Here is a 22,567-nt window from a genome sequence, read left to right on the forward strand (position 1 = left end):
CCCGGTGTACTGGCAGGCATTCCGGGCCGCCCCGGAGGCGTTGGTCGTGCTCGACGCCGCCGGGGTGGTCCGGCTCGCCAGCAGCGCCGCGGAGGCGCTCTTCCACCGGGCCACCGTCGACCTGGTCGGGCGCCGGGTCGGGGAGCTGTTCGTCAGCGACCCGCGCGGCGCGCTCGGCGCGGAGACGGGCGACGAGCCCGTCTACACCGGCTCGGCGATCCGCCTGCCGGGTGGCGCCGAGGTGCCGGTCGACGTGCGGCTGGGCACCCTGCCGGGCGACCCGAGCGGGCTCGTCGTGCTCGCCGTCGACGACCAGGGCGCCGGCGGCCTGTCCCGGTCCAGCCTCGAGCACCGCGTGACCCGGCTGCAGCAGGAGGGCGCCGCGCAGGAGCAGGCGCTCGGCGACGTCATCCTCAACCAGGAGCGGGAGCGGGCCCGCATCGCCGCCGGGGTGCACGACGACAGCCTGCAGGTGATCACCGCGGCGATGCTGCGGCTGCAGCACCTGCGCCGCCGGCTGCGCGACCCCCGCAACCTGGAGCTGCTCAGTAAGCTTGAAGAGAGCCTGGCCCTCGCCGCCGACCGGCTGCGGCGGCTGATCTTCGACTTCCGGCCGCCGAAGCTGACCAGCGAGGGGCTCGCCGCGGCGACGAGGGACCTGCTGGACGGGCTCGCCGAGGACCACTCGCTGGCCGTGCACCTGGACAACCGGCTGCGGGACGAGCCGGCGCTGCCCACCCGGCTCCTGCTCTTCAGGATGCTGCAGGAGGCCGTCGCCAACGTCTACAAGCACGCCGACGCCGACGAGTGCACGGTGATCCTCGACGAGCAGGACGGCGGCTACCTGATCCGGGTCGTCGACGACGGGGTCGGCGCCGAGGAGTTCGAGACCGGGGCGGGGCACCTCGGCCTGGTGCTGATGCGGGAGCGGGCGGCGCTGGCCGGCGGGTGGTTCCGGATCGGCAGCGTGCCCAGGGGCAGCGCCGGCAGTGGCACGACCGTCACGTTCTGGGTGCCGCGCGGCGCCGACCTGCAATCCAAAGGAGCCGCCTGATGCGCTACCGAGTGCTGATCGTCGAGGACCACCAGGTGGTCGCCGAAGGCCTCGCCGCGCTGCTCAACGAGCACGACGAGCTGCGGGTCGTCGCCATCGCCGGCGGCGTCGGGGAGGTCGAGCATCTCGCCGACGTCGAGCGGGTCGACGTGGTGCTGTGCGACTACTGGCTGCCCGACGGCACCGGCCCCGAGGCGGTCGCCGCGTTGCGGCTGCACCAGCCCGACGTCGCGATCGTGTTCCTCAGCGCCGACACCAGCGACGAGGTGATCCTCGCGGCCCTGGAGGCCGGCGCCGCCGGCTACCTGGTGAAGAGCGCGGGCGGGGCCGACGTCGCGGACGCGGTGCGCCGGGCGATCGACGGGGAGATCCTCGTGCCGGCCCGCCAGCTGGCGAAGCTGCTCGCGCGGCGGCGGGAGCGCTCGCACCGCTCCGCGGAGCACGCCCGGCGGCTGGACAGCCTGACCCCGCGGGAGCGGCAGATCCTCACGCTGATGACCTCCGGCATGGACAACCGTGACATCGCCAGGGAGCTGAGCATCAGCTACACCACCGTCCGCAGCCACGTGCGGCATCTGCTGTCGAAGATGGGTGCCCGGTCGAAGCTGGAGGCCGTCGTACGAGCGGCGGACTGGGACGCTCCTACAGTTGCGCCATGAGGACGCTCCTACAGTTGCGCCAGGATCATTTCGGACATTCGTACGCTGACCTGAAATTTCCGAATCCGTAATGTTTTGACCTGCCCGACGTCGTCGTACGTGAGGACAGGTCTTGAAGCGTTCCCGTCTTGTGTGGCTCAGCGCCACCCTGGTGCTCGCCGCCGCCGCTGTCACCACCGGTGGTCTTGTCATGCGCAACTCCGAGGAGAAGCACGGTCCGGCCACGGCGGCCGGCCGGCAGCTCCAGCTGCCGCTGCACACCAACGGCAACCGCATCGTCGACGCCGGCGGGCGGACGGTCACCTTCACCGGGGTCAACTGGTTCGGCCTGGAGACCAACACGTTCGCCCCGCACGGGCTGTGGTCCCGCTCCCTGGACGACATGCTCGACCAGATGGCCGCGCAGGGCTTCAACTCGGTGCGCCTGCCCTTCAGCAACGAGCTCTTCGACGCCGCCTCGAAGCCCAACGGCGTCGACTACAAGCTCAACCCGGACCTGCAGGGGCTCACCGGCCCACAGATCATGGACAAGGTGGTCGAGGGCATCACCAAGCGCGGGATGATGGTCATCCTCGACCGGCACCGGCCGACCTCGCAGGGCCAGAGCAACCTCTGGTACACCGACAAGGTCAGCGAGGAGCGGTGGATCTCCGACTGGAAGATGCTCGCGAAGCACTACCGTGACAACCCGCTCGTCGTCGGCGCCGACCTGCACAACGAGCCGCACGGCGAGGCCACCTGGGGCACCGGCGGCGACAAGACCGACTGGCGGGCCGCCGCGGAGCGGGCCGGCAACGCCATCCTGGCCGAGAACCCCGACTGGCTGATCGTCGTGGAGGGCATCGAGTCCTACGACGGCGACGGGTACTGGTGGGGCGGCAACCTCCAGGGCGCGGCCAAGGACCCGGTCCGGCTCAAGGACCAGTCGAAGCTGGTGTACTCCGCGCACGACTACAGCCCCAAGGTGTGGTCGCAGCGCTGGTTCACCGACCCGGCGTTCCCGGCCAACATGCCGGCGCTGTGGGACAAGCAGTTCGGCCACCTCGTCAAGAACAACGTGGCCCCGGTCCTGATGGGCGAGTTCGGCGGCCGCTCCGTCGCGGAGAAGGACGCCCAGGGCAACAAGGACCTCGAGGGCATCTGGCAGCGGCACCTCATCTCCTACATGAAGGAGAACGGGTTCAGCTACACGTACTGGTCCTGGAACCCCAACTCCGGCGACACCGGCGGGGTCCTGAAGGACGACTGGAAGACGATCGACCAGGCGAAGATGGACCTGCTCAAGTCGTACCAGTCGACGCCGACGGCCAAGAAGCCCTAGGCAGTCGTCGATGGCCCTCCCCGCGCTGTTATGTTCAGCGTGGGGAGGGCCTCATGCCTGAACGGGACCTTACGGTCGGCGACCTGCAAGCGATCCTCACTGTGCCGCCGGACGCGCCCAGGGCCGGTCTGGTGCTGATCGACGGCTCCGGACCCGCCATGCGGCACGACTGGGTCGGCATTCCCGGCTGGCTGGCCGGGCGCGGGGTGGCCACGCTGCGGCACGACAAGCCGGCCGGCTGGTGGGCGCAGAGCTTCGCCGACCGGGCCGCCGAGGCCCTCGCCGCCGTCGCCGCCCTGCGCGCCGAGACCGGTGTGGAGCGGGTCGGCCTCATCGGCTACAGCCAGGGCGGCTGGATCTCCCTCCTCGCCGCCACCGGACGGCCGGAGGCCGTCGACTTCGTGATCACCGTGTCCGGGCCGGCGGTCGGCATCGCCGAGCAGGAACGCGTCCGCATCGAGCGGGCGCTGCGCCGCGCCGGGCACCCGCCCGCCGTCGTCGACGAGGCGATGCGCTGGGTCGACGAGCGCGCCGCCAGGCTCGCCGTGGGCGACCCGCCCGCCCAGGTCCTCGACGCGCAGCGCCGGCTCGCCGGCCGCGAGTGGCACGACGTGGTCGCGGCCGCGCCGTACGACACCGTGGAGACCTTGGCGTTCTTCGCCCGGGCGCTGAGCTTCGACCCCGCCGCGGTCGTCCCGCACCTGCGCTGCCCGATCCTCGCCCTGTTCGGCGCCGCCGACGAGCTCGTGCCCGTCGAGCGCAGCGTCTCGGTCCTCGCCGAGCGCCTGTCCGGGCTGCACCGCGGGCGCAACTGTGTCGCCGTCCTCCCCGGCGCCGACCACATGCTCTTCGTCACCGAGCGTGACCACTCGCCGGTGTTTCTGCCGATGTTGGGGGCGTTCCTCGACCTCGTGGCCGTCTCGTAGGGCATCGAACCGGGCAACCCGCCCGACTTGTGTGGTGCGCCCACATAGCTCGGTGCCCTGCGCCACTCCTAGCGTGTGCGAACACCGCCAGCAGGCGCTGGCCTTAACAAGGCGTTCACACGGAGGAAGCGTGATTCGGCAGACGACTGCGCCGCGGCGGGTACTGTTCGCGGCGCTCGGGTTGGGCATCGCGGCGACGTTCACGGCGGCGTGCAGCAGCCCCCAGGAAGCGGCGCAGGAGCCGGCGAAGGACGGCACCCCCATCAAGGTCGGCCTCGTCTACTCGCAGACCGGCGCCCTCGCCGGCTACGGCAAGCAGTACATCGAGGGCTGGAAGGCGGGCCTCGCCTTCGCGACCAAGGGCACCGGCAAGGTCGGCAACCGCCCGGTCGAGGTCAAGGAGGTCGACGACGCGGGTGACCCGGCGAAGGCCGTCTCCGCCGCCAAGGACCTCATCGGCCAGGGGTACAAGATCATCGCCGGCAGCACCGGCTCGGCCGTCGCCGGCCAGGTCGCGCCGCTCGCCGCGCAGAACAAGGTGCTCTTCATCTCCGGGCCGGCCGCGTCCGACGCGGTCACCGGCGTCAACAAGTACACCTTCCGCTCCGGCCGCCAGTCCTACCAGGACGTCCTCGCGGCGAAGTCCTACCTGCCGTCGCCCACGGGCAAGAAGGTCCTCGTGTTCGCGCAGGAGGGCACCTTCGGCAAGTCCAACGCCGACGCGGTCAAGGCCGTCATCGGCGGCGCCGGCGCGACCGTCGACAACCTGTTCGTCCCGGCCAGCGCGACCGAGTTCACCGGCTTCGCCGCCCAGGCGAAGGGCGCCAAGGCCGACATGATCTTCGTGGCGTGGGCCGGCACCACCGCCCCCGCCATGTGGCAGGCCCTCGACCAGCAGGGCGTGCTCGGCTCGACCATGGTCGTCACCGGCATCGACCAGCGCGCCTCGTGGGCCACGTTCGGCGCGGCCGGCAGCAAGCTGTCGCTGCTCGCGCACTACTTCGACGGCGCCAGCGACAACGAGGCCACCACCGCGCTGCGCAAGGGTGTCGAGGGCGGCAAGGTCGACCTGTTCCACCCGGACGGCTTCACCGCCGCGCAGATGGTCGTGCGGGCGGCCGGCGAGGGCGGCGACGACGCCGACAAGATGGTCACCGCGCTCGAGGGCTGGAGCTTCGACGGCGTCAAGGGCAAGCTGACGGTCCGCAAGGAGGACCACGCCCTGCTGCAGCCGATGTTCCAGGGCAAGTTCTCCGGCTCCGGCGCCGACCTGAAGCCGGAGCTCGTCAAGGCGATCGACCCGGCCGACGCGGCCCCGCCGGTCGTGCAGATGAAGGGCTGAGGTTTGTTCCCCCGAAGCAACGCACCGGCGGCCGGGGTGGTTGACGCCCCGGCCACCGGCCTGCTGTCCACCAGGCGGCTGACCTGGAAGATCGGCGAGGTCGCGATCGTCGACCACGTGTCGATCGACCTGGCCGAGGGCGAGTTCCTCGCCGTCATCGGCCCCAACGGCGCCGGCAAGACGTCGCTGTTCAACCTGATCTCCGGACTGCGCAAGCCGACGGACGGCTCGGTCACGCTCGCCGGGCAGGACGTCACGCGGCTCGCGCCGCACCGCCGGGCCCGCCGGGGGCTCGGCCGCACCTTCCAGTCCTCGTCGGTGTTCGGTTCGCTCACCGTCGAGCAGAACGTGCGGCTCGCCGTCCAGGCCCGCCGCGGCGGGTCGATCCGGCCCTTCCCGCTGCCGGGGTCCGACAAGGACATCGCCGAGCGGGCCGCCCGGGTGCTGTGGCGGGTCGGGCTCGACCACCGCGCCCGCACCATGGCCGGCACCCTCGCCCACGGCGAGAAGCGGAAGCTGGAGATCGCGCTGCTGCTCGCCGGCGAGCCGAAGGTGCTGCTGCTGGACGAGCCGATGGCCGGCGTCAGCGCCGAGGACGTGCCCGGGCTGGTCGCGCTGATCAAGACGCTGACCCGCGACGAGCGGCGCAGCGTCCTCATGGTGGAGCACCACATGGACGTCGTGCTCGACCTGGCGGACCGGGTGGCGGTCATGCACCACGGCGCCCTGCTCATCTGCGACACGCCGGAGGTCGTCATGGCCGACCGCACCGTCCAGGAGGCGTACCTGGGGGAGAAGCTGTGAGCGGCCAGCGGAGCGGCTCGGGCCGCGAACCAGGGGTGCAGATTGGCTCACGGCGGCGCCGGAGCGAAGCGGAGGTGACGCTGTGACCGCGATCCTCGATATTTCCGATCTGTCGGTCAAGGTGGGCGGGTCGCACATCCTGCAGGGCGTCACGTTCTCCGTGCAGCCGCAGGGCGTCACCGCGCTGCTCGGCCGCAACGGCGTCGGCAAGACCACCACGCTCAAGGCCGTGCTCGGGCTCATGCCGCGCGCCGCGGAGATCACCGGCCGGGTCGGCTTCGCCGGCGGCAGCATCCTGCGGCAGCCCACGTTCCGGCTGGTCCGGCAGGGCCTCGGCTACGTGCCCGAGGACCGCGGCGTCTTCGCCGGGCTCACCGTCGCGGAGAACCTGCGGCTCGCCGAGCGCGCCGGCACGGCCCCCGACTACGAGACCGTCCACGGCCTCTTCCCGGAGCTGCGCAAGCGGGCCCGGCAGCGGGCCGGCACCCTGTCCGGCGGCCAGCAGCAGATGCTGGCGATCGGCCGGGTCCTGCTCAACCCCAACCGGCTGCTGCTCATCGACGAGCCGACGAAGGGCCTCGCCCCGAAGGTCGTCACCGAGGTCGCCGCCGCGCTGGAGGCCGTCGCCGCCGTCGTGCCGATGCTGCTCGTCGAGCAGAACCTGGCGGTGGTGCGCCGGATGGCCCGCCACGCCGTCGTCATCGCCAACGGCCGCGTCGCGTACACCGGCGGGGCCAGCGACCTGCTCGACTACACCGAGAAGACCAAGGCGCTGCTCGGCGTCGGCAAGGGGGAGCACGCATGAGCACGTTTGTGCTGTTGACCTTGACCGGGCTGGGTCTCGCCGCCCTGTACTTCCTCGTCGCGTCCGGTCTCGCGCTGGTCTTCGGGCTCGCCGACGTGCTCAACTTCGCGCACGGGCTGTTCCTGTCCGTCGGCGCGTACGGCACCTGGTGGGCCTCCGGCAATCTCCCCGGCGCCGGGGCCTCCGGGTGGGGCTTCGTCCTCGCCGTCGTGTTCGGCGTCGTCTGCGGCACGGTCGTCGCCGCGCTCGTCGAGCTGGTGCTGATCCGGCCGCTGTACTCGCGCACCATCGAGCAGGTCCTCGTCACCGTCGGGCTGTCGCTGGCCGGTGTGGCGCTGCTGCAGGCGTCCTGGGGCGCGGACCCGCGGACCTACCCGCGGCCGCAGTGGACGCAGGAGCTGACCGAGATCGCCGGCGCCCGCGTCCCCAACGACCGCTTCCTGCTCATCGGCGCGGCCGCGGTGGTCCTCGCCGGCCTGCTCGCGTTCCTCAAGTACACCCGCATCGGCCTGGTCATCCGCGCCGGTGTCGAGGACCGGTCCATGGTCACCGCGCTCGGCATCGACGTGCGCCGCGCGTTCACGCTCGTCTTCGCGATCGGGGGCGCCGCCGCCGCGCTCGCCGGGGCGCTCGGCGGGGTCTACGCCGGCTCGATCTCCCCGACCGGCGGCAGCTCGCTGCTCATCTTCGGCTTCATCGTCGTCGTCATCGGCGGGATGGGCTCGGTGGTCGGGGCCGCCTATGCCGCCGTCGCCGTCGGGCTGCTGCAGCAGTTCGTCAACTACACCTCACCGGGGCTCGGCGACATCTGCGTCGTCGCGCTCCTGGCGATCGTGCTGCTCGTCCGCCCGCAGGGCATCACCGGAAAGGTCGCCACCTCATGATGACGGACACCGCGGTGACCCCCGGCGGCACCGTGCCGAAGCCGCGCCGGAAGTGGCACCCCGCCCGGTTCGGGCCGCTCGTCTTCCTGGTCGTGCTCATCGCGCTGCCGTACTGGTCGATCTCCATCCCGGGCGTGTTCGACACGGCGATCAACAAGCCCGGCACCCTGCAGCTGCTCGCGCTGTGCCTGGTGTTCGGTGCCCTCGCGACCGGCTACGACCTGCTCTTCGGGCGCACCGGGCTGCTGTCCTTCGGTCACGCGCTCTACTTCGCCGCCGGCGTCTACGGCACCGACGTCCTCATCACCAAGGCGGGCTTCCCGTTGTGGCAGGCCGTGCTCCTCGCCGTCGTCGGCACCGCCGCGATCGCCGCGGCGCTCGGGGCGATCGCGCTGCGCACCAACGGCATCGCCTTCGCCATGGTCACCCTCGCCTTCGCGCAGGTCGGCGCGATCACCATCGGGCGCGACCCGGGCGGGCAGACCGGCGGCGAGGAGGGGCTGCCGATGGACACGTCGGGCGTGCCCGACGCGCTCGTCGGCGTCACCAACACCGTGAACCTGTACTGGCTCGCGGTGGGCGTCGCCGTCGTCACCGTCCTGGTCGTGCACGCCATCGCCGACGCGCCCGCCGGTCGGGTGCTCGCCGCGATCCGCGACGACGAGCGCCGCGTCGGCGTGCTCGGCCTCGACCCGTACCGGTACAAGCTGTTCGCGTTCACCGTCGCGGGTGGGCTCGCCGGCCTCGCCGGTGCCATGTACGCGCTGCTGATCGGCGGCGCCACCCCGCACGTGGCGGCGTCCGACCAGACGCTGACGCTGCTCGTCATGGTCGTGCTCGGCGGCCCCGGCACCCGGTGGGGGCCGCTGATCGGCGGGATGCTCTTCACGTACCTCGACTACCGGCTCGTCGCGTTCGGCCGCTCCGACGCCGTCGACAACCTGCCGGGCGTGCTGAGCGGGCCGCTGTCGCAGCCGCTGTTCGTGCTCGGCACGGTCTTCATCCTCGCCGTGTACTTCTTCCCCGGCGGCCTCGCCGGCCTGCGGACCCGCCTCGGACCCCTTGCGAGGTGGATACCGGACCGCCGATGAGCGGTCCCCACGGGCACCGGTCGATTCGATCACCATCGAATCGACCGGTGTCTTTTTTGTGTGGGGCAAGGGCACACGCTCACACGGGCAAATGTATGGATCGCCTCCATGGCCTGGGTGTGGCGCCGGTCATAGCGTTCGCCGCAACGGCGGGCCACATGTGACCGCCACCCGCCCACCGCCACGAGGAGGTGTGTCCCCCGATGGACGGTCCCGCCCTGACAGCGCGCGGTCTCACCCGTGACTTCCGCGGCTTCCGGGCCGTCGACGCGGTCGACCTCACCGTCGCCGCCGGCAGCGTGCACGCGCTCGTCGGACCCAACGGTGCCGGCAAGACGACGCTGTTCAACCTGCTCACCGGGTTTCTCGCACCGACCGCCGGGCGGATCGAGCTCGGCGGTCACGACATCACCGGGCTCCCGCCGGAGCGGGTCGCCCGCCTCGGCGTCGCCCGCTCCTTCCAGATCACCAGCCTCTTCCCGCAGCAGACCGTGCGGACCCACGTCGAGCTGGCCCTGCAGAGCGCGACGGGGCTCGGCTGGTCGTTCTGGCGCAGCCACCGGCTCCTGGACCGCTTCTCGGCCCGCGCCGGCGAGCTGCTCGACCTGGTCGGCCTCGGCGACGCGGGGGAGACCCTGGCCGGCAGCCTGGCGTACGGGCGCAAACGGGCCCTCGAGCTGGCGATCGCGCTCGCGCTGGACCCGAAGGTGCTGCTGCTGGACGAGCCGACCGCCGGGATGGGCCTGGAGGACGTCGACCGCACCGTCGAGCTCATCGCGGCCGTCCGGGACGGCCGGACGGTGGTGCTGGTCGAGCACAACATGCGCGTCGTCGGCCGGCTCGCCGACACCGTCACGGTCCTGCAGGCCGGCCGGGTCCTCGTCGAGGGCCCCTATGAGCAGGTCCGCACCGATCCGCGGGTGATCGAGGCCTATCTGGGGAGCTCCGATGTTGCACATTGACGGTCTCTCGGCGTGGTACGGCGAGGCGCAGGTCCTGCGCGACGTCGACCTGTTCGTGCAGCGGGGCGAGGTCGTCACCCTCTGCGGGCGCAACGGCGCCGGCAAGACCACGCTGCTGCGCTGCGTCATGGGGCTGCACACCTCGCAGTCCGGCACCGTCCGGCTCGCCGACGAGGACGTCACCGCCCGCAAGGTTCACCAGCGGGCCCGCCGCGGCCTCGGCTGGGTGCCCGACGACCGCGGCGCCTACGCCACGCTGACCGTCGCCGAGCACCTCACCCTCCCACCCGTCGTCGGGCCGTCCCCGTGGAGCCTGGAGCAGGTCCACGAGGCGTTCCCGGCGCTGTACACCCGGCGCTCCAGCCCGGCCACCAAGCTCTCCGGCGGCGAGCAGCAGATGCTGGCCCTCGCCCGCGTTCTGCGGATGGGCGCCACCGTCCTGCTCTGCGACGAACCCACCGAGGGGCTCTCCCCGCTGCTGGTCCAGCAGGTCGGCGAGATCCTGCGCCGGGCCAAGGAGCACGGCGTCACCGTCCTGCTCGTCGAGCAGAACCTGCACTTCGCCACCACGGTCGCCGACCGCCACTACCTCCTCGCCGAGGGGCGGATCGTCGGCGCTTTCGACAACACCGACATCCAGTCCCGCGAGGCCGAACTCCTCGCACACCTCGGGATCTAGGAGAAATATCATGAGAAAAGCGCTCGCGGCCGGTGCCGCCCTCTGCGTCGCCCTGTCGGGCTGTGGCGGCGGTGGACCCCGCTCCGGCGGGAGCTCGAAGCTCACCGGCGACAAGCTCGTCCTCGGCGTCCTCAACGACCAGTCCGGCGTCTACGCGCAGCTGTCGGGCAAGAACTCGGTCGTGGCCGTGAACATGGCGATCGAGGACTTCAAGGCCAAGTACGGCGACAAGGCGATCACGAAGAACATCACCGTGGAGACCGCCGACCACCAGAACAAGCCCGACGTGGCGAACACCCGCGCCGCGGAGATGTACGACCGGCTCGGCGTCGACGCGATCCTCGACGTGCCGACCTCCTCGGCCGCGCTGAAGGTCGCCGACGTCGCCAAGGCGAGCAAGAAGCTCTACTTCAACATCTCCGGCGCGACCACCGACCTGACCGGGAAGTCCTGCAACAAGTACACCTTCCACTACGCCTACGACACCGCGATGCTCGCCAACGGCACCGGCACCGCGACCACCCAGGCGGGCGCGAAGAACTGGTACATCGTCTACCCCGACTACGCCTTCGGCCAGGACATGGAGAAGTCCTTCAAGGCCGCGATCGCCAAGGGCGGCGGCAGCGTCGTGGCGAGCGACCCGACCCCGTTCCCCAACGACAACTTCTCCACGTTCCTGCTCAAGGCGCCGACGCTCAACCCGAAGCCCGACGTGCTCGGCACCATGCAGGCCGGCGCCGACCTGGTGAACCTGGTCAAGCAGTACAACGAGTTCAAGCTGCGGGACAAGGGCGTCGGGCTCGCCGTCGGGCTCATGTTCCTCACCGACATCCACTCGCTCACCCCGGACGCCCTGGCGGGCACGACGTTCACCGACGCCTGGTACTGGAACTTCGACGCCGAGAACCGCGCCTGGGCCGACAAGTTCTCCGCCCGCGCCGGCGGCCAGCGGCCCACGTTCGCCCACGCCGCCAACTACTCCGCGGCGATGCAGTACCTGGAGGCCGTGCAGGCCGCCGGTACCGACGACGCCGACGCCGTGGTGAAGCAGCTGGAAGGCAAGAAGGCCAACGACTTCTTCCTGCGCAACGGGGAGTTCCGCGCCGCCGACCACCGGGTCGTGCACGACGCCTACCTCGCCAAGGTGAAGCCGGCGAGCGAGGTCAAGGAGCCCTGGGACTACGAGCAGATCGTCAAGACGATCCCCGCCCAGGAGGCGTTCCGCGCCCCGTCGGCCGACTGCAAGCTCTAGTCCGATGGGTTTCCTCACCCACACGTTCAACGGACTGGTCGGGGGCAGCTTCTACGCGTTGCTCGCCCTCGGCCTGTCGGTCATCTTCGGCATGCTGCGGGTGGTGAACTTCGCCCACGGCGCGTTCTACATGCTCGGCGCGTTCGGCGCCTACGTGCTGCTCGCCGAGGCCGGGATCTCCTTCTGGTGGGCGCTGCTCGCGGTGCCGCTGGTGCTCGGCCTGCTCGGGATCCTGCTGGAGCGCGGGCTGATCCGCCGGCTGTCCACACTGGACCCGCTGTACAACTTCCTGCTCACGTTCGGGCTCACGCTCATGCTGCAGGACGTGGTGAAGTCGCGGTACGGCTCGCAGTCCAACCCCTACGGCGCGCCGGCCGGGCTGCGGGGGACCGTCGACCTCGGGCTCTTCGACTTCCCGGCGTACCGGGTGTTCGTGTTCGGCGTGGCCGTGCTGCTGTGCGTCGCCGTGTGGTGGCTGCTGACCCGCACCCGGGTCGGCACCGTCGTGCGGGCCGCCACCGAACGCCCCGAGCTGACCCGTGCCCTCGGCATCGACGTCGGGCGGTGGATCGCGCCCGTCTTCGGCTTCGGTGTCGCCCTCGCGGCCCTCGCCGGGGTGCTCGCCGCGCCGATGCGGGCGGTGAACCCGCTCATGGGCGCCGACCTGATCATCGGCGTCTTCGCGGTCGTCGTCATCGGCGGCCTCGGCTCGGTCTTCGGCAGCGTCGCCGCGGGCTTCGCGATCGGGCTGTTGCAGGCGTGGAGCGAGGCCTACGGGCCGGCGCTGCTCGCGCAGACCCTCATCTTCCTGGTCATGGCCCTGGTCCTGCTCTTCCGGCCGGCCGGGCTCTTCGGGCGGGAGGAACTGCCGACATGACCTCACTGATCTTGCAGCGGGTCCGGACGCCCCGCTGGGTCGGCTGGGCGCTCGTGCTGGTCGGAGTGCTGGTGGCGCTCTGGCTGCCCAACGGGCTCTATCCGGCGGTCGCGGTGGACATGCTGTGCTGGGCGCTCTTCGCCGTCGCGATCGATCTGCTGCTGGGGTACGGCGGGCTGCTGTCCTTCGGGCACGCGGCCTTCTGGGGGACCTCGGCGTACACCGCCGGGATCATCGCGGCGCGGGTGGGCGTGCCCTTCCCCGTCGCCGTGCTCGGCGGCGCCCTCGCCGCGGCCGCCCTCGCGGTGCCGATCGGCTACCTCGCCGTGAAGCGCTCCGGGATCTACTTCGCGATGGTGACCCTGGCCTTCGCGCAGATGGTGTACTTCGTGGCCAACGAGTGGTCGTCGGTGACCGGCGGCGAGAACGGGCTGCAGAGCGTGCCGCGGGAGCTGTTCGGGCTCGACCTGTCGGACCCGTACTACTTCTACTACGCGGCGCTGCCCCTCGCCGTGCTCGGGCTGCTGCTCGCGTGGCGGATCGTGCACTCGCCGTTCGGCCGGGTGCTGGTCGCGATCCGGGACAACCCGGCCCGGGCCCGCGCGCTCGGCTACCCGGCCCACCGGTACAAGCTGCTGGTCTTCGTCCTGTCGGCGTTCGTCGCCGGGCTCGGCGGCGGGCTCTTCGCGGTCGCGCACGGCTTCGTCTCCCTCGACGTCGTGCACTGGACGACCTCGGGCAAGGGCGTGGTGCTCGTCGTGCTCGGCGGCATCGGCACGCTGTGGGGCGGGGTGGTCGGCGCGGCCCTGGTCGTGAACCTGGAGGACCAGCTGTCGCAGGCGGGCTTCACGCTGATCGGCCTGGTCACCGGGGGCATCTTCGTGCTCGTCGTGCTGCTCTTCCGGCGCGGCCTGTGGGGCTCCGCGGTTTCATTGGTCCGTCGTTTTGTTCCCTAGTGTGATCGCCCGCACATTCTGATACGAGACGGTTCCGTATCGCTTCGCCTTGCCCTAGCTTGGTGGAGGATACGGAACTGTTCCGTATCGTATCGCGCGTTCGCTCACTGGGGGCTTGAACCACATGGACGCAGCCACACCCAACACCGGACATCCCCGCCGCTGGGCCATCCTCGGCGTGCTCGTCATCAGCCTGCTCGTCGTCGTGCTGGACAACACCGTCCTCAACGTCGCCATGCGCACGATCGCCGACCCCGTGCACGGCCTGGGCGCGACCCAGAGCGAGCTGGAGTGGTCGATCAACTCCTACACCCTGGTGTTCGCCGGCCTGCTCTTCACCGCCGGCATCCTCGCCGACCGGCTCGGCCGGCGGATCACGCTCACCGTCGGGCTCGTGCTCTTCGGCATCGCGTCGCTCGTCTCCGCCTACGCGGACTCGCCCACCCAGCTGATCTGGGCCCGCGCCCTCATGGGCCTCGGCGCCGCGGCGGTCATGCCCTCGACCCTGTCGATCATCGCCAACGTCTTCGACCCGCGTGAGCGGGCCAAGGCGATCGGCGTCTGGGCCGGCGCCGTCGGCCTCGGCGTCGCGATCGGCCCGATCGTCGGCGGCCTGCTGCTCGAGCACTTCTGGTGGGGCTCGGTCTTCCTGATCAACGTCCCGATCGTCGTCGTCGGCGTGATCCTCGTCAGCGTGCTCATCCCCGAGTCGCGGGACCCGCGCCCCGGGCGCATCGACATCGTCGGCGTGGTCCTGTCCATCATCGGCCTGACGCTGCTCACGTACGGTGTGATCGAAGGCGGCGAGTCCGGCTTCGGCGAGCTCAAGTCCTGGGGCACCCTGGCCGCCTCGGCCGCCGTCCTCGCCGCGTTCGTGATCTACGAGCGGAGCATCGAGTTCCCGTCGCTGGACGTGAAGCTCTTCGCCAACCGCCAGTTCTCCGCCTCCACCGCGATGATCGGCCTGGTCTTCTTCGCCGCGATGGGCGCCATGTTCACCAGCGCCTTCTACCTGCAGCTGGTGCGCGGCTACGGCCCGCTCGCCTCCGGCGCGCTCTTCGTGCCCTTCGCGCTCGGCCAGCTCGTCTTCGCCCCGCGCAGCGCCGCGATGGTCAAGCGCTTCGGCCCCAAGGCGGTCAGCACCACCGGCCTGCTCCTCGTCGCGCTCGGCCTGGCCGGCTGGATCTTCATCGGTGCCTCGACGCCGATCTGGGTCGTCGGCGCGCTGTTCTTCGTCATGGGCACCGGCATGGCCAACGTGATGCCGCCGGCCACCGAGGCCATCATGGCCGCGTTGCCCCGCGAGAAGGCCGGCGTCGGATCGGCCGTCAGCAACACCATCCGCCAGGTCGGCGGTGCCCTCGGCGTGGCCGCCCTCGGCGCGGTCATCAGCTCCTACTACCGCAGCGGCGTCGAGTCCTCCACGACCGGCCTGCCGGCCGCGGCGAAGCACGTGGCCGACGAGTCGATCTCCGGTGCGTACGGTGTCGCGCCGCACGTCGGGCCCGCCGGGCCGGCGCTGATCCAGCACGCCAACGACGCCTTCATCACCGCGATGCACTACTCGGCGATCGGCTCCGCGATCTTCGCGGTCCTCGGTGCGGCCGTCGCGTTCGCCTTCCTGCCCGGCAAGCGCCCGGCCTCGGCCCCCGCACCCACGACCGCGGAAGGCCTCGCCGAGGAGCAGGGTGTCGAGCTGGTGGACGTGTGATGTCCTTTGGGCCGGCCGTTGATGGCTTCCGTGTGAGAACTCGGTAACAATGGAAGCCATGACGACGGCGAGCGTGGATGCGGTGGCCGACCAGGACCGCAAGGGTCCCGGCCGGCCCCGCAGCGCCCGCGCGGACGAGGCCATCATCGAGGCGGTCCTGGACCTGCTCAGCGCGGGTCAGAGCGCCGACGCGCTGTCCATCGAGGCGGTCGCGGCGAAGGCGGGCGTGGGCAAGGCGACGATCTACCGCCGCTGGCCCAACAAGGAAGCCCTCCTCATCGACGCCGTCACCACGATGAAGGGCCCCGTCCCGGAGCCCGCGGGCGTGTCGGTCCGCGACGACCTGGTCGCCCTGATCGCGGGCATGCGCACCAAGCGCATGCACCACTACGGCAAGGTCACCGCCTGCCTGCTGCCCGAGCTCGTCAAGGGCGAGGAGATGCACAAGGTCTACCAGGCCGGCGTCGTCGAGCCCCGCCGCGACGTGATGCGGGGCGTCCTGCGCCGTGGCATCGAGAGCGGCGAGCTGCGCGCCGACCTGGACGTGGAGCTGACCCTGCTCATGCTGTCGGGCCCGGCGATCGCGCAGAACATGCTGCGCTGGAACCCCGCCGTGCCCGACGAGGGCTTCGCCGAGCACCTGGTCGACGCCATCCTCCGCGGCGCCCGCCCCTGACCGGTTTTCCACCCAGCTTGATCACGTAGCGGATCCGGTCGCCCTGGCAGCCGGATCCGCTACTTGATCACGGCTGATCTCTCTGGGAGTGCCGCGGTGGGGGCCAAGACGTCGCTGAGCTGCTCCGGGCCGGTGCCGTGGCCCGCCCGGACGCCACGGCCGCGCTGATCGCGCGCGTGTTCCCCGGCTGGACGGTCGAGCCGGCGGACGCCACCTCGCTGGACGACGCGGTCCACCCGCCCGACGGGACCGCGTACGCCGGCGCCTTCCCCGGCGTCGACCTCGTCTGCGACCGGCGGCTGCCGCTGGGCGCGCCCTCGCGGCTGCCGGATCGCCTGATCGAGCCGGGCCGCCACCGCCGCGTCATCTCCCATGCGATGCACAGCGTCTCGGACTGGTTCGCGTTCTCCGTCTGGGACAACGGCGAACTGGTCCGGTCGCTGAGCCTGGACCCCGACAACGGCGTGGTCGAGAACGCCGGCGAGCCGTTCGCGTTCGAGGCACCGTTCTGGTCCGGCGAGCATCCCGTGTGAGGCCTGTTCGGGTTCATCCTCGAGGGCTCTCCCAGCCAGGCAGACATCGCCCCCGACGCCGTCGAACTGCACGGCTTCCGCCTCCACGACCCGGCCGCCCCCGACCCCGCCCACATGCAACAGTTGATCAGACGAATGCGTCGCCGCTCCTACACCTACGCCCTCGACGGCTCACTCGTCGAGACCGACCTCAAGAACCGCGGGCAACCGGGCGCCGGCTAGCTCACCGACTGCCATGCGGCTGCCCCGGTTATGTCGACTCGCTCCGCTCCCCGACATAACCGAAATTTCGGATATGTCCGCGCAGCGGACATATCCGAGGAAAGCGCCGGCGCGCGCTCCGGTTGATCATGGTCCGGTAGAGCTCGTGCGGCTACAACTCCTCGATCCACGCGGCGTGCGCCGATCGGCACCGGACGTGGAGGCTGGCTCCCTGCCGGGCACGGCGGCGGGTGGGCACCGGATGCGGTGCGCGATCTCAGCCGGCGCAGTACACGCGGTCATGCGCCGCGGAGCGACGCATCGGGGATTGCGGTGACCCATGCTGCCCGGTCGGGGTGCCGTCGGGGTGCCGCCGGGCGAGGCAGGACTCGGCTGGGTCGACGTCCGCTGGCGGGCAAGCCGACGCTGGCCGCGGATATGTCCGCTGGCGCGAACATATCCGACTTATCAGCATCTAGTGGGGGCCTGGGTTCGCTGCCGGTGGTGATCCGGAGGAGTTGGTGCCGCTCGGTCGAAGATCGAAGGGCGGATCTGGCTGTCCGGGCGGCCAGGTTGCGACTTCGATCAAGCAAGCGCGGGCAAGATCGCCGTCCTGTGCGTGGTACTTCCCGGTCTAGCGGCCGCCACCGGATGCGGCGCGCGAGCGCCGCTTGCCCTGCCTCGCGCCATAGCGCGGGCAGTGCGTCGCGGAGCGGCGCATTGGGGTGCGGGTGAGAATCCCCGCCGGGCCCCGCCGCGGCAGCGGTGGAGGGAATTACAGCGCTCAGCGAAGGCGGTGGAGGCGGAGGGCCAGCTGGACCTCCAGGGCGCGCTCCGGTTTCTGCCAGTCGGCGCCCAGGAGCTGGCCGATGCGTTCGAGGCGCTGGGTCACGGTGTTGACGTGGACGTGGAGCAGCTCGGCGGCGCGGGCCAGGCTGCCGCCGACGCCGAAGTACGCCTCCAGCGTCTTGACCAGGGCGGTGCCCCGGCGGACGTCGTAGTCGACGACGGGGCCGATGGTGGAGCCCAGGAAGGCTTCGACGTCGCGGTCGCGGCCGTCGGGGGCGGAGCCCAGCAGGAGGCCGACGAAGCCCAGCTCGGCGGTGCTGGCGCCGGCGCCGGCGCGGCCCAGGGCTGCGAGGGCGATGACGCAGCGGTCGGCGTCGCGGTAGGCGGCGGCGATGCCCGCGGGGCCGGTCGCCGGGCCGCCGGCGCCGGCGGTGACGGGGCGGCCGAGGACCTTGCCGAGGTCGCGGGCGACGGTGCGGGCCAGTGGGCCGGCCGCCTCGCCGGGCAGGAGGAGGACCACGTGGCCGTCGCGGGCGGCGGCGAGGCCCCCGCGGGTCTGCGCGTAGGTCTGGGCCCAGGACATGGCGCGCTGGCGGGCCGTGTTCATGGGGCCGCCGGCGAGCGCGTCCTCGCCGACGGCGACGACGACGTTGGGGGCGTCCAGGTCGACGCCGAGGCGCTTGGCGCGGGTGCGCAGGGAGTCGGCGTCGCGGACAGGGCGGGTGATGACATCGTCCAGGAGCTCGCCGCGGACGCGGCCCTCGGCCTCGGCGACGGTGCGGCGGAAGAGCAGCAGGAGCGCGGTGACGACGGCGGCGCGCTCCAGGATGCGCTGGTCGGCGTCGACGAGGGGGCGGTCGGGCCGCAGGACGAGCGCGCCGAGGTTCTCCGCGCCGGCCACGACGGCCGCGAGCCACAGCGGTCCCCGCCGGACGCTGCGCCCCTCGGTACGGGAGGCGGCGAGGGCCTCCGCGATGGCGCTGGCGTCAGGGGCGTCGAGCTCGCCGACGCTGGCCTGGTGTCGGCCGTCGGCGTCCAGGACGAGCAGCGCACCGCCCAGCACCTCGGTGACGACCTCGGCGATGTCCTCGACGCCGGCGCCCCGCAGCACGAGGGCCGTCATGCGGTCGTGGGCGGCGGCGGCCCGCTCGACGGAGTCGCTGTGGGCGCGGATCGTGCCGTTGGCGGCGGACAGCTCCTCGAGGGCGGCCTGGGTCTCGCCGAGGAGGCGGGCGGTGTCGATGGCGACGGCGGCGTTCGCGGCGAGGGAGACGAGCAGCGACACCTCTTCGCGGGCGAACGGGCGGGCGGAGCGGTTCGCGGCGTACAGGACGCCGATGATGCGGGAGCCGAGCCGCAGCGGCACGCCCAGGATCGCGACGAGCCCCTCCTCGCCGACGCCGGCGTCGATGTCTCCGGTGTGCCGGAAGCGGGCGTCCTCGGGGTAGTTGGCCGTCACGTACGGGCTGCCGGTCTGCGCCACGAGACCGCCCAGGCCCGCGCCCATCGGCAGGCGCAGGGCCTGGAACTTCGCGGAGATGGAGCCGTCGGTGACCCGCATGTAGGTGTCGCCGTGCTGTTCGTCGTTGAGCGTCATGTACGCCACGTCGGCGCCGAGCAGGGTCCGGGCGCGATGGACGATGGCGGCGAGGACGGCGTCGACGTCACGGAGCCCGGCGAGGTCGCTGGCGGTGTCGAAGAGGCCGGAGAGCTCCTCCTCGCGGCGCCGCCGGCGCTCCAGGAGGGCCCGGACGCGCAGCGCGACGACCTTGGCCTGCTCCAGCTCGGCGAGGCGGCCGGGTGGGAGGCCCGCGTTGCGGGCGGCGACGAGCGGGCCCTCGAACTCGACCGCTGCGGCCTCCCGCGCGAGCAGCTCCAGGTACTCCAGCATCGTCACACCCCCATTGTGCTAGTGGGCGGTCCAGCCGCCGTCGATGGCGACGGACGTGCCGGTGATGAACCCCGCGGCGTCGGAACAGAGGTACGCGACGAGCTCGGCGACCTCCGAGGGCTCGATGAGCCGCTTGATCGCCGCGCTGGTGAGCATGATCTTCTCGACGACCTCGGTCTCGTCGATGCCGTGCGTGGCGGCCTGGGCGGCGATCTGGCCCTCGACGAGCGGGGTGCGCACGTAGGACGGGTTGATGCAGTTGCTCGTGACGCCGTGCGGGGCGCCTTCGAGCGCGACCGTCTTGGACAGGCCTTCGAGGGCGTGCTTCGCCGTCACGTACGCGGCCTTGAACGGCGAGGAGCGCAGCCCGTGGACGGAGGAGATGTTGACGACCCGTCCCCAGCCGGTGCGGTACATGTGGGGCAGGACCCGGCGGGTGAGGCGGAACGGCGCCTCGACCATGACGGCCTGGATGTAGGCGAACCGCTCCGGCGGGAAGTCCTCCAGCGGCGCCACGTGCTGCAGGCCGGCGTTGTTGACCAGCACGTCGACGTCCCAGTGCCCCGCCAGGAGCGACTCGGCCTCGTCGAGGTCGGACAGGTCCGCGGTCACCGGCGTGAGACCGAGGTCGGCGAGCGGCTTGATGCCGTCCGCGTCGCGGTCGACGGCGACCACCTTCGCGCCGGCCGCGGCGAGGCGCACGGCGACGCCCCGGCCGATGCCGCTGCCCGCGCCGGTCACCAGTGCGGTCCGGCCGCGCAGGTCCAGGGCGACCACCTGGTGCGGCGAAACGGGATGTGGCGTCGTCATGGCGGGAAACGTACGAGCCTTCGCGCGTGCGTCCCATGGGGTCCGCCCACATACCTTCGCGGTACTCGGTGTGTGTGTCCTGTCGCCGGTACGAGCGGTGGGTGGGCTAGTGTGTCGAACACACGTTTGAGGGGGTGCCGGTGCGGGTGCTGGGGGTCGACCCGGGGCTGACCCGCTGCGGGGTCGGCGTGGTCGAGGGCGTGCCGGGGCGGCCGTGCAAGCTGGTGCACTACGAGGTGGTCACCAGCGACCCGGACACCGACCTGGCGCACCGGCTGCTGAACCTCGACGAGCGGCTGACCGCGCTGGTCGCCGAGCACCGGCCCGAGTCCGTCGCCGTGGAGCGGGTGTTCAGCCAGCACAACGTGCGCACCGTCATGGGCACGGCGCAGGCGGGCGCGGTCGCGATCCTCGTCGCCGCGCGGGCCGGCCTGCCGGTGCAGACCTACACGCCGAGCGAGGTCAAGGCCGCGGTGAGCGGCAACGGGTCGGCGGACAAGGCACAGGTCACCGCGATGGTGACCCGGTTGCTGCGGCTGACGGTCGCGCCCCGGCCCGCCGACGCCGCCGACGCCCTGGCTCTGGCAATCTGTCATGTCTGGAGGGGCGGCACCAAGGACCGCATCCAGGCGGCGCTGAGGAGAGCACGATGATCGCGAGTGTGCGGGGGCGGGTCGCCGCCGTGTCGCCGGACGGGGCCGTGATCGAGGTCGGCGGGGTGGGCCTGGCCGTGCTGTGCTCGCCGCACACCATCGCGGACCTCCGCGTCGGTGACGAGGCCCGGCTGGCGACGTCGCTGGTCGTGCGGGAGGACTCCCTGACGCTGTACGGCTTCGCCGACGACGACGCCAAGCAGCTGTTCGAGCTGCTGCAGACCGCGTCCGGGGTGGGGCCGCGGCTGGCGCAGGCGGTCCTCGCGGTGCACACCCCCGAGGTGGTGCGCCGGGCCATCGCCGGCAACGACACGTCGACGCTGACCCGGGTCCCGGGCATCGGCAAGAAGGGCGCGGAGCGGCTCGTGCTGGAGCTGCGCGACAAGATCGGCGCGCTGCCCGGCGACGGTGCGGCGCTGGTCGGGGTCGGCGCCGGCGCGGCGTGGGCCGAGCAGGTCCGCCAGGCGCTCGTCGGGCTCGGCTGGACCGCCGGCCAGGCCGACCAGGCCGTCGCCGCCGTGGCCGAGCAGCTCGACGGCGGCACCGTCCCGCCGGTGCCGGTGCTGCTGAAGCAGGCGATCCGCATGCTGGGCACCATCCGGTGACCGACCCCCTCGTCAGCGCGTACTCCTCGCCGGAGGACCGGGCCGCCGAGCAGAGCGTGCGCCCGAAGCGGCTCGCGGAGCTGATCGGCCAGCACCGGGTCCGCGAGCAGCTGGACCTGCTGCTGCAGAGCGCGCTGCGGCGCGGCAGCCCGCCGGACCACATCCTGTTGTCCGGCCCGCCCGGCCTGGGCAAGACCACCCTCGCCATGATCGTCGCCGCGGAGCTGTCGGCCGGCCTGCGGTTGACCAGCGGCCCGGCGATCGAGCGCGCCGGCGACCTCGCCGCGGTGCTGACCAGCCTGTCCGAGGGCGACGTGCTGTTCATCGACGAGATCCACCGGATCGCGAAGCCCGCCGAGGAGCTGCTGTACAGCGCCATGGAGGACTTCCGCGTCGACGTCGTGGTCGGCAAGGGCCCGGGCGCGACCGCGATCCCGCTCGACGTCGAGCCCTTCACGCTGGTCGGCGCGACGACCCGCAGCGGCCTGCTCACCGGCCCGATGCGGGACCGCTTCGGCTTCGTCGGCCAGCTGGAGTTCTACGACCCGGACGAGCTGGAGCTCATCATCGCCCGGTCGGCGCGGATCCTGGACGTGCCGATCACCGACGAGGGCTCGGTCGAGATCGGCCGGCGGTCGCGCGGCACGCCCCGCATCGCCAACCGGCTGCTGCGCCGCGTCCGCGACTACGCGGAGGTGCGGGGGACCGGCGTGGTCGACCTCGCCGCGGCCAAGGCGGCCCTGGCCGTGTACGACGTCGACGAGCTCGGCCTGGACCGCCTGGACCGGGCGGTGCTGCACGCGCTGATCCGGCAGGGCGGGGGACCGGTCGGGCTGTCCACGCTCGCCGTCGCCGTTGGTGAGCAACCCGACACCGTCGAAGAGGTCTGTGAACCTTTCCTGCTACGGACGGGACTGCTCGCGCGCACTCCGCGTGGGCGGGTGGCCACGCCGAGCGCATGGCGCCATCTCGGGCTCCCGGTTCCCGCTGGTACCGTCGGTGGCGGGAGCCACGCAGGGGGAACATCGCCACAATTGCCCGATCTTTTCAGCTTGGAGCCGTAGCGTCCCTAGCTGTCGTGATCGG

At 71.9% G+C, this 22,567-nt stretch carries 21 protein-coding genes and 1 pseudogene; 20 read left to right on the plus strand and 2 right to left on the minus strand.

Going from position 1 to position 22,567, the window contains the following annotated elements:
* Nucleotides 1-4: 4 nt before the first annotated feature.
* From ACQEVZ_RS37945 to ACQEVZ_RS38025, 17 genes and pseudogenes are all read left to right on the plus strand, one after another.
* Entirely contained in the window at nt 5-1,054 is a 1,050-nt protein-coding gene (locus tag ACQEVZ_RS37945; protein WP_433375601.1) for an ATP-binding protein, read from the plus strand.
* Entirely contained in the window at nt 1,054-1,713 is a 660-nt protein-coding gene (locus ACQEVZ_RS37950; protein WP_344503523.1) for a response regulator transcription factor, read from the plus strand. Before ACQEVZ_RS37945 ends, ACQEVZ_RS37950 begins: the two co-directional genes overlap by 1 nt.
* Nucleotides 1,714-1,825: 112 nt before the next feature.
* Nucleotides 1,826-3,034, plus strand: a complete 1,209-nt coding sequence (locus ACQEVZ_RS37955) for a glycoside hydrolase family 5 protein (protein ID WP_344503524.1) — start codon at nt 1,826-1,828, stop codon at nt 3,032-3,034.
* A gap of 53 nt (nt 3,035-3,087) precedes the next feature.
* Nucleotides 3,088-3,960 carry an alpha/beta hydrolase family protein gene (locus tag ACQEVZ_RS37960; protein WP_433375606.1) on the plus strand — a complete coding sequence of 291 codons (873 nt, stop codon included), beginning with the start codon at nt 3,088-3,090 and terminating at the stop codon, nt 3,958-3,960.
* 133 nt (nt 3,961-4,093) lie between these two features.
* Nucleotides 4,094-5,302 (plus strand): substrate-binding domain-containing protein, encoded by a 1,209-nt coding sequence (locus ACQEVZ_RS37965; protein WP_425552254.1) that lies wholly within the window; start codon nt 4,094-4,096, stop codon nt 5,300-5,302.
* A gap of 60 nt (nt 5,303-5,362) precedes the next feature.
* Complete coding sequence (locus tag ACQEVZ_RS37970) at nt 5,363-6,106, plus strand: ABC transporter ATP-binding protein (protein WP_344503651.1); 744 nt, start codon at nt 5,363-5,365, stop codon at nt 6,104-6,106.
* Nucleotides 6,107-6,188: 82 nt separating this feature from the next.
* Nucleotides 6,189-6,911 carry an ABC transporter ATP-binding protein gene (locus ACQEVZ_RS37975; RefSeq protein ID WP_433375609.1) on the plus strand — a complete coding sequence of 241 codons (723 nt, stop codon included), beginning with the start codon at nt 6,189-6,191 and terminating at the stop codon, nt 6,909-6,911.
* On the plus strand, nt 6,908-7,795 hold the full coding sequence (locus ACQEVZ_RS37980) for a branched-chain amino acid ABC transporter permease (protein ID WP_360564710.1): 888 nt from the start codon (nt 6,908-6,910) through the stop codon (nt 7,793-7,795). Before ACQEVZ_RS37975 ends, ACQEVZ_RS37980 begins: the two co-directional genes overlap by 4 nt.
* Complete coding sequence (locus ACQEVZ_RS37985; RefSeq protein WP_425552255.1) at nt 7,795-8,886, plus strand: branched-chain amino acid ABC transporter permease; 1,092 nt, start codon at nt 7,795-7,797, stop codon at nt 8,884-8,886. Before ACQEVZ_RS37980 ends, ACQEVZ_RS37985 begins: the two co-directional genes overlap by 1 nt.
* 203 nt (nt 8,887-9,089) lie before the next feature.
* Entirely contained in the window at nt 9,090-9,848 is a 759-nt protein-coding gene (locus ACQEVZ_RS37990) for an ABC transporter ATP-binding protein (protein ID WP_344503530.1), read from the plus strand.
* Nucleotides 9,835-10,527: an ABC transporter ATP-binding protein gene (locus ACQEVZ_RS37995; protein ID WP_344503531.1), complete on the plus strand. Its 693-nt coding sequence runs from the start codon at nt 9,835-9,837 to the stop codon at nt 10,525-10,527. The genes ACQEVZ_RS37990 and ACQEVZ_RS37995 overlap by 14 nt, the downstream gene beginning before the upstream one ends.
* A 10-nt stretch (nt 10,528-10,537) precedes the next feature.
* The gene (locus ACQEVZ_RS38000; RefSeq protein WP_344503532.1) at nt 10,538-11,779 is read left to right on the plus strand and encodes an ABC transporter substrate-binding protein; all 1,242 of its coding nucleotides are present in this window, start codon (nt 10,538-10,540) and stop codon (nt 11,777-11,779) included.
* A 4-nt stretch (nt 11,780-11,783) separates the two neighbouring features.
* Nucleotides 11,784-12,656, plus strand: a complete 873-nt coding sequence (locus ACQEVZ_RS38005) for a branched-chain amino acid ABC transporter permease (protein WP_433375616.1) — start codon at nt 11,784-11,786, stop codon at nt 12,654-12,656.
* Nucleotides 12,653-13,612: a branched-chain amino acid ABC transporter permease gene (locus tag ACQEVZ_RS38010; RefSeq protein ID WP_344503534.1), complete on the plus strand. Its 960-nt coding sequence runs from the start codon at nt 12,653-12,655 to the stop codon at nt 13,610-13,612. The genes ACQEVZ_RS38005 and ACQEVZ_RS38010 overlap by 4 nt, the downstream gene beginning before the upstream one ends.
* Nucleotides 13,613-13,736: 124 nt before the next feature.
* On the plus strand, nt 13,737-15,323 hold the full coding sequence (locus ACQEVZ_RS38015) for an MFS transporter (RefSeq protein ID WP_433375620.1): 1,587 nt from the start codon (nt 13,737-13,739) through the stop codon (nt 15,321-15,323).
* A 58-nt stretch (nt 15,324-15,381) separates the two neighbouring features.
* Complete coding sequence (locus tag ACQEVZ_RS38020; RefSeq protein ID WP_344503536.1) at nt 15,382-15,999, plus strand: TetR/AcrR family transcriptional regulator; 618 nt, start codon at nt 15,382-15,384, stop codon at nt 15,997-15,999.
* 116 nt (nt 16,000-16,115) lie between these two features.
* A pseudogene (locus tag ACQEVZ_RS38025) lies at nt 16,116-16,532 on the plus strand (DUF6928 family protein); the annotation flags it as partial.
* Nucleotides 16,533-17,517: 985 nt separating this feature from the next.
* Here ACQEVZ_RS38025 and ACQEVZ_RS38030 read toward each other — a convergent pair.
* Nucleotides 17,518-19,413: a helix-turn-helix domain-containing protein gene (locus tag ACQEVZ_RS38030; protein ID WP_433377197.1), complete on the minus strand. Its 1,896-nt coding sequence runs from the start codon at nt 19,411-19,413 to the stop codon at nt 17,518-17,520.
* 18 nt (nt 19,414-19,431) lie between these two features.
* The gene (locus ACQEVZ_RS38035; protein ID WP_433375624.1) at nt 19,432-20,223 is read right to left on the minus strand and encodes a 3-hydroxybutyrate dehydrogenase; all 792 of its coding nucleotides are present in this window, start codon (nt 20,221-20,223) and stop codon (nt 19,432-19,434) included.
* A gap of 140 nt (nt 20,224-20,363) precedes the next feature.
* Here ACQEVZ_RS38035 and ruvC point away from each other — a divergent pair, with 140 nt between their 5' ends.
* From ruvC to ruvB, 3 genes are read left to right on the plus strand one after another with little or no spacing between them, the layout of a single operon-like run.
* A complete protein-coding gene (gene ruvC, locus ACQEVZ_RS38040) occupies nt 20,364-20,876 on the plus strand; it encodes a crossover junction endodeoxyribonuclease RuvC (RefSeq protein WP_344503539.1) in 513 nt (170 codons plus the stop codon).
* Nucleotides 20,873-21,481 carry a Holliday junction branch migration protein RuvA gene (ruvA, locus tag ACQEVZ_RS38045; RefSeq protein WP_344503540.1) on the plus strand — a complete coding sequence of 203 codons (609 nt, stop codon included), beginning with the start codon at nt 20,873-20,875 and terminating at the stop codon, nt 21,479-21,481. Before ruvC ends, ruvA begins: the two co-directional genes overlap by 4 nt.
* Complete coding sequence (gene ruvB, locus ACQEVZ_RS38050) at nt 21,478-22,545, plus strand: Holliday junction branch migration DNA helicase RuvB (RefSeq protein ID WP_344503541.1); 1,068 nt, start codon at nt 21,478-21,480, stop codon at nt 22,543-22,545. The genes ruvA and ruvB overlap by 4 nt, the downstream gene beginning before the upstream one ends.
* The last annotated feature ends 22 nt before the right edge of the window (nt 22,546-22,567 follow it).

The organism is Dactylosporangium sp. CA-152071 (assembly GCF_050936335.1).
Lineage (GTDB): Bacteria > Actinomycetota > Actinomycetes > Mycobacteriales > Micromonosporaceae > Dactylosporangium > Dactylosporangium maewongense.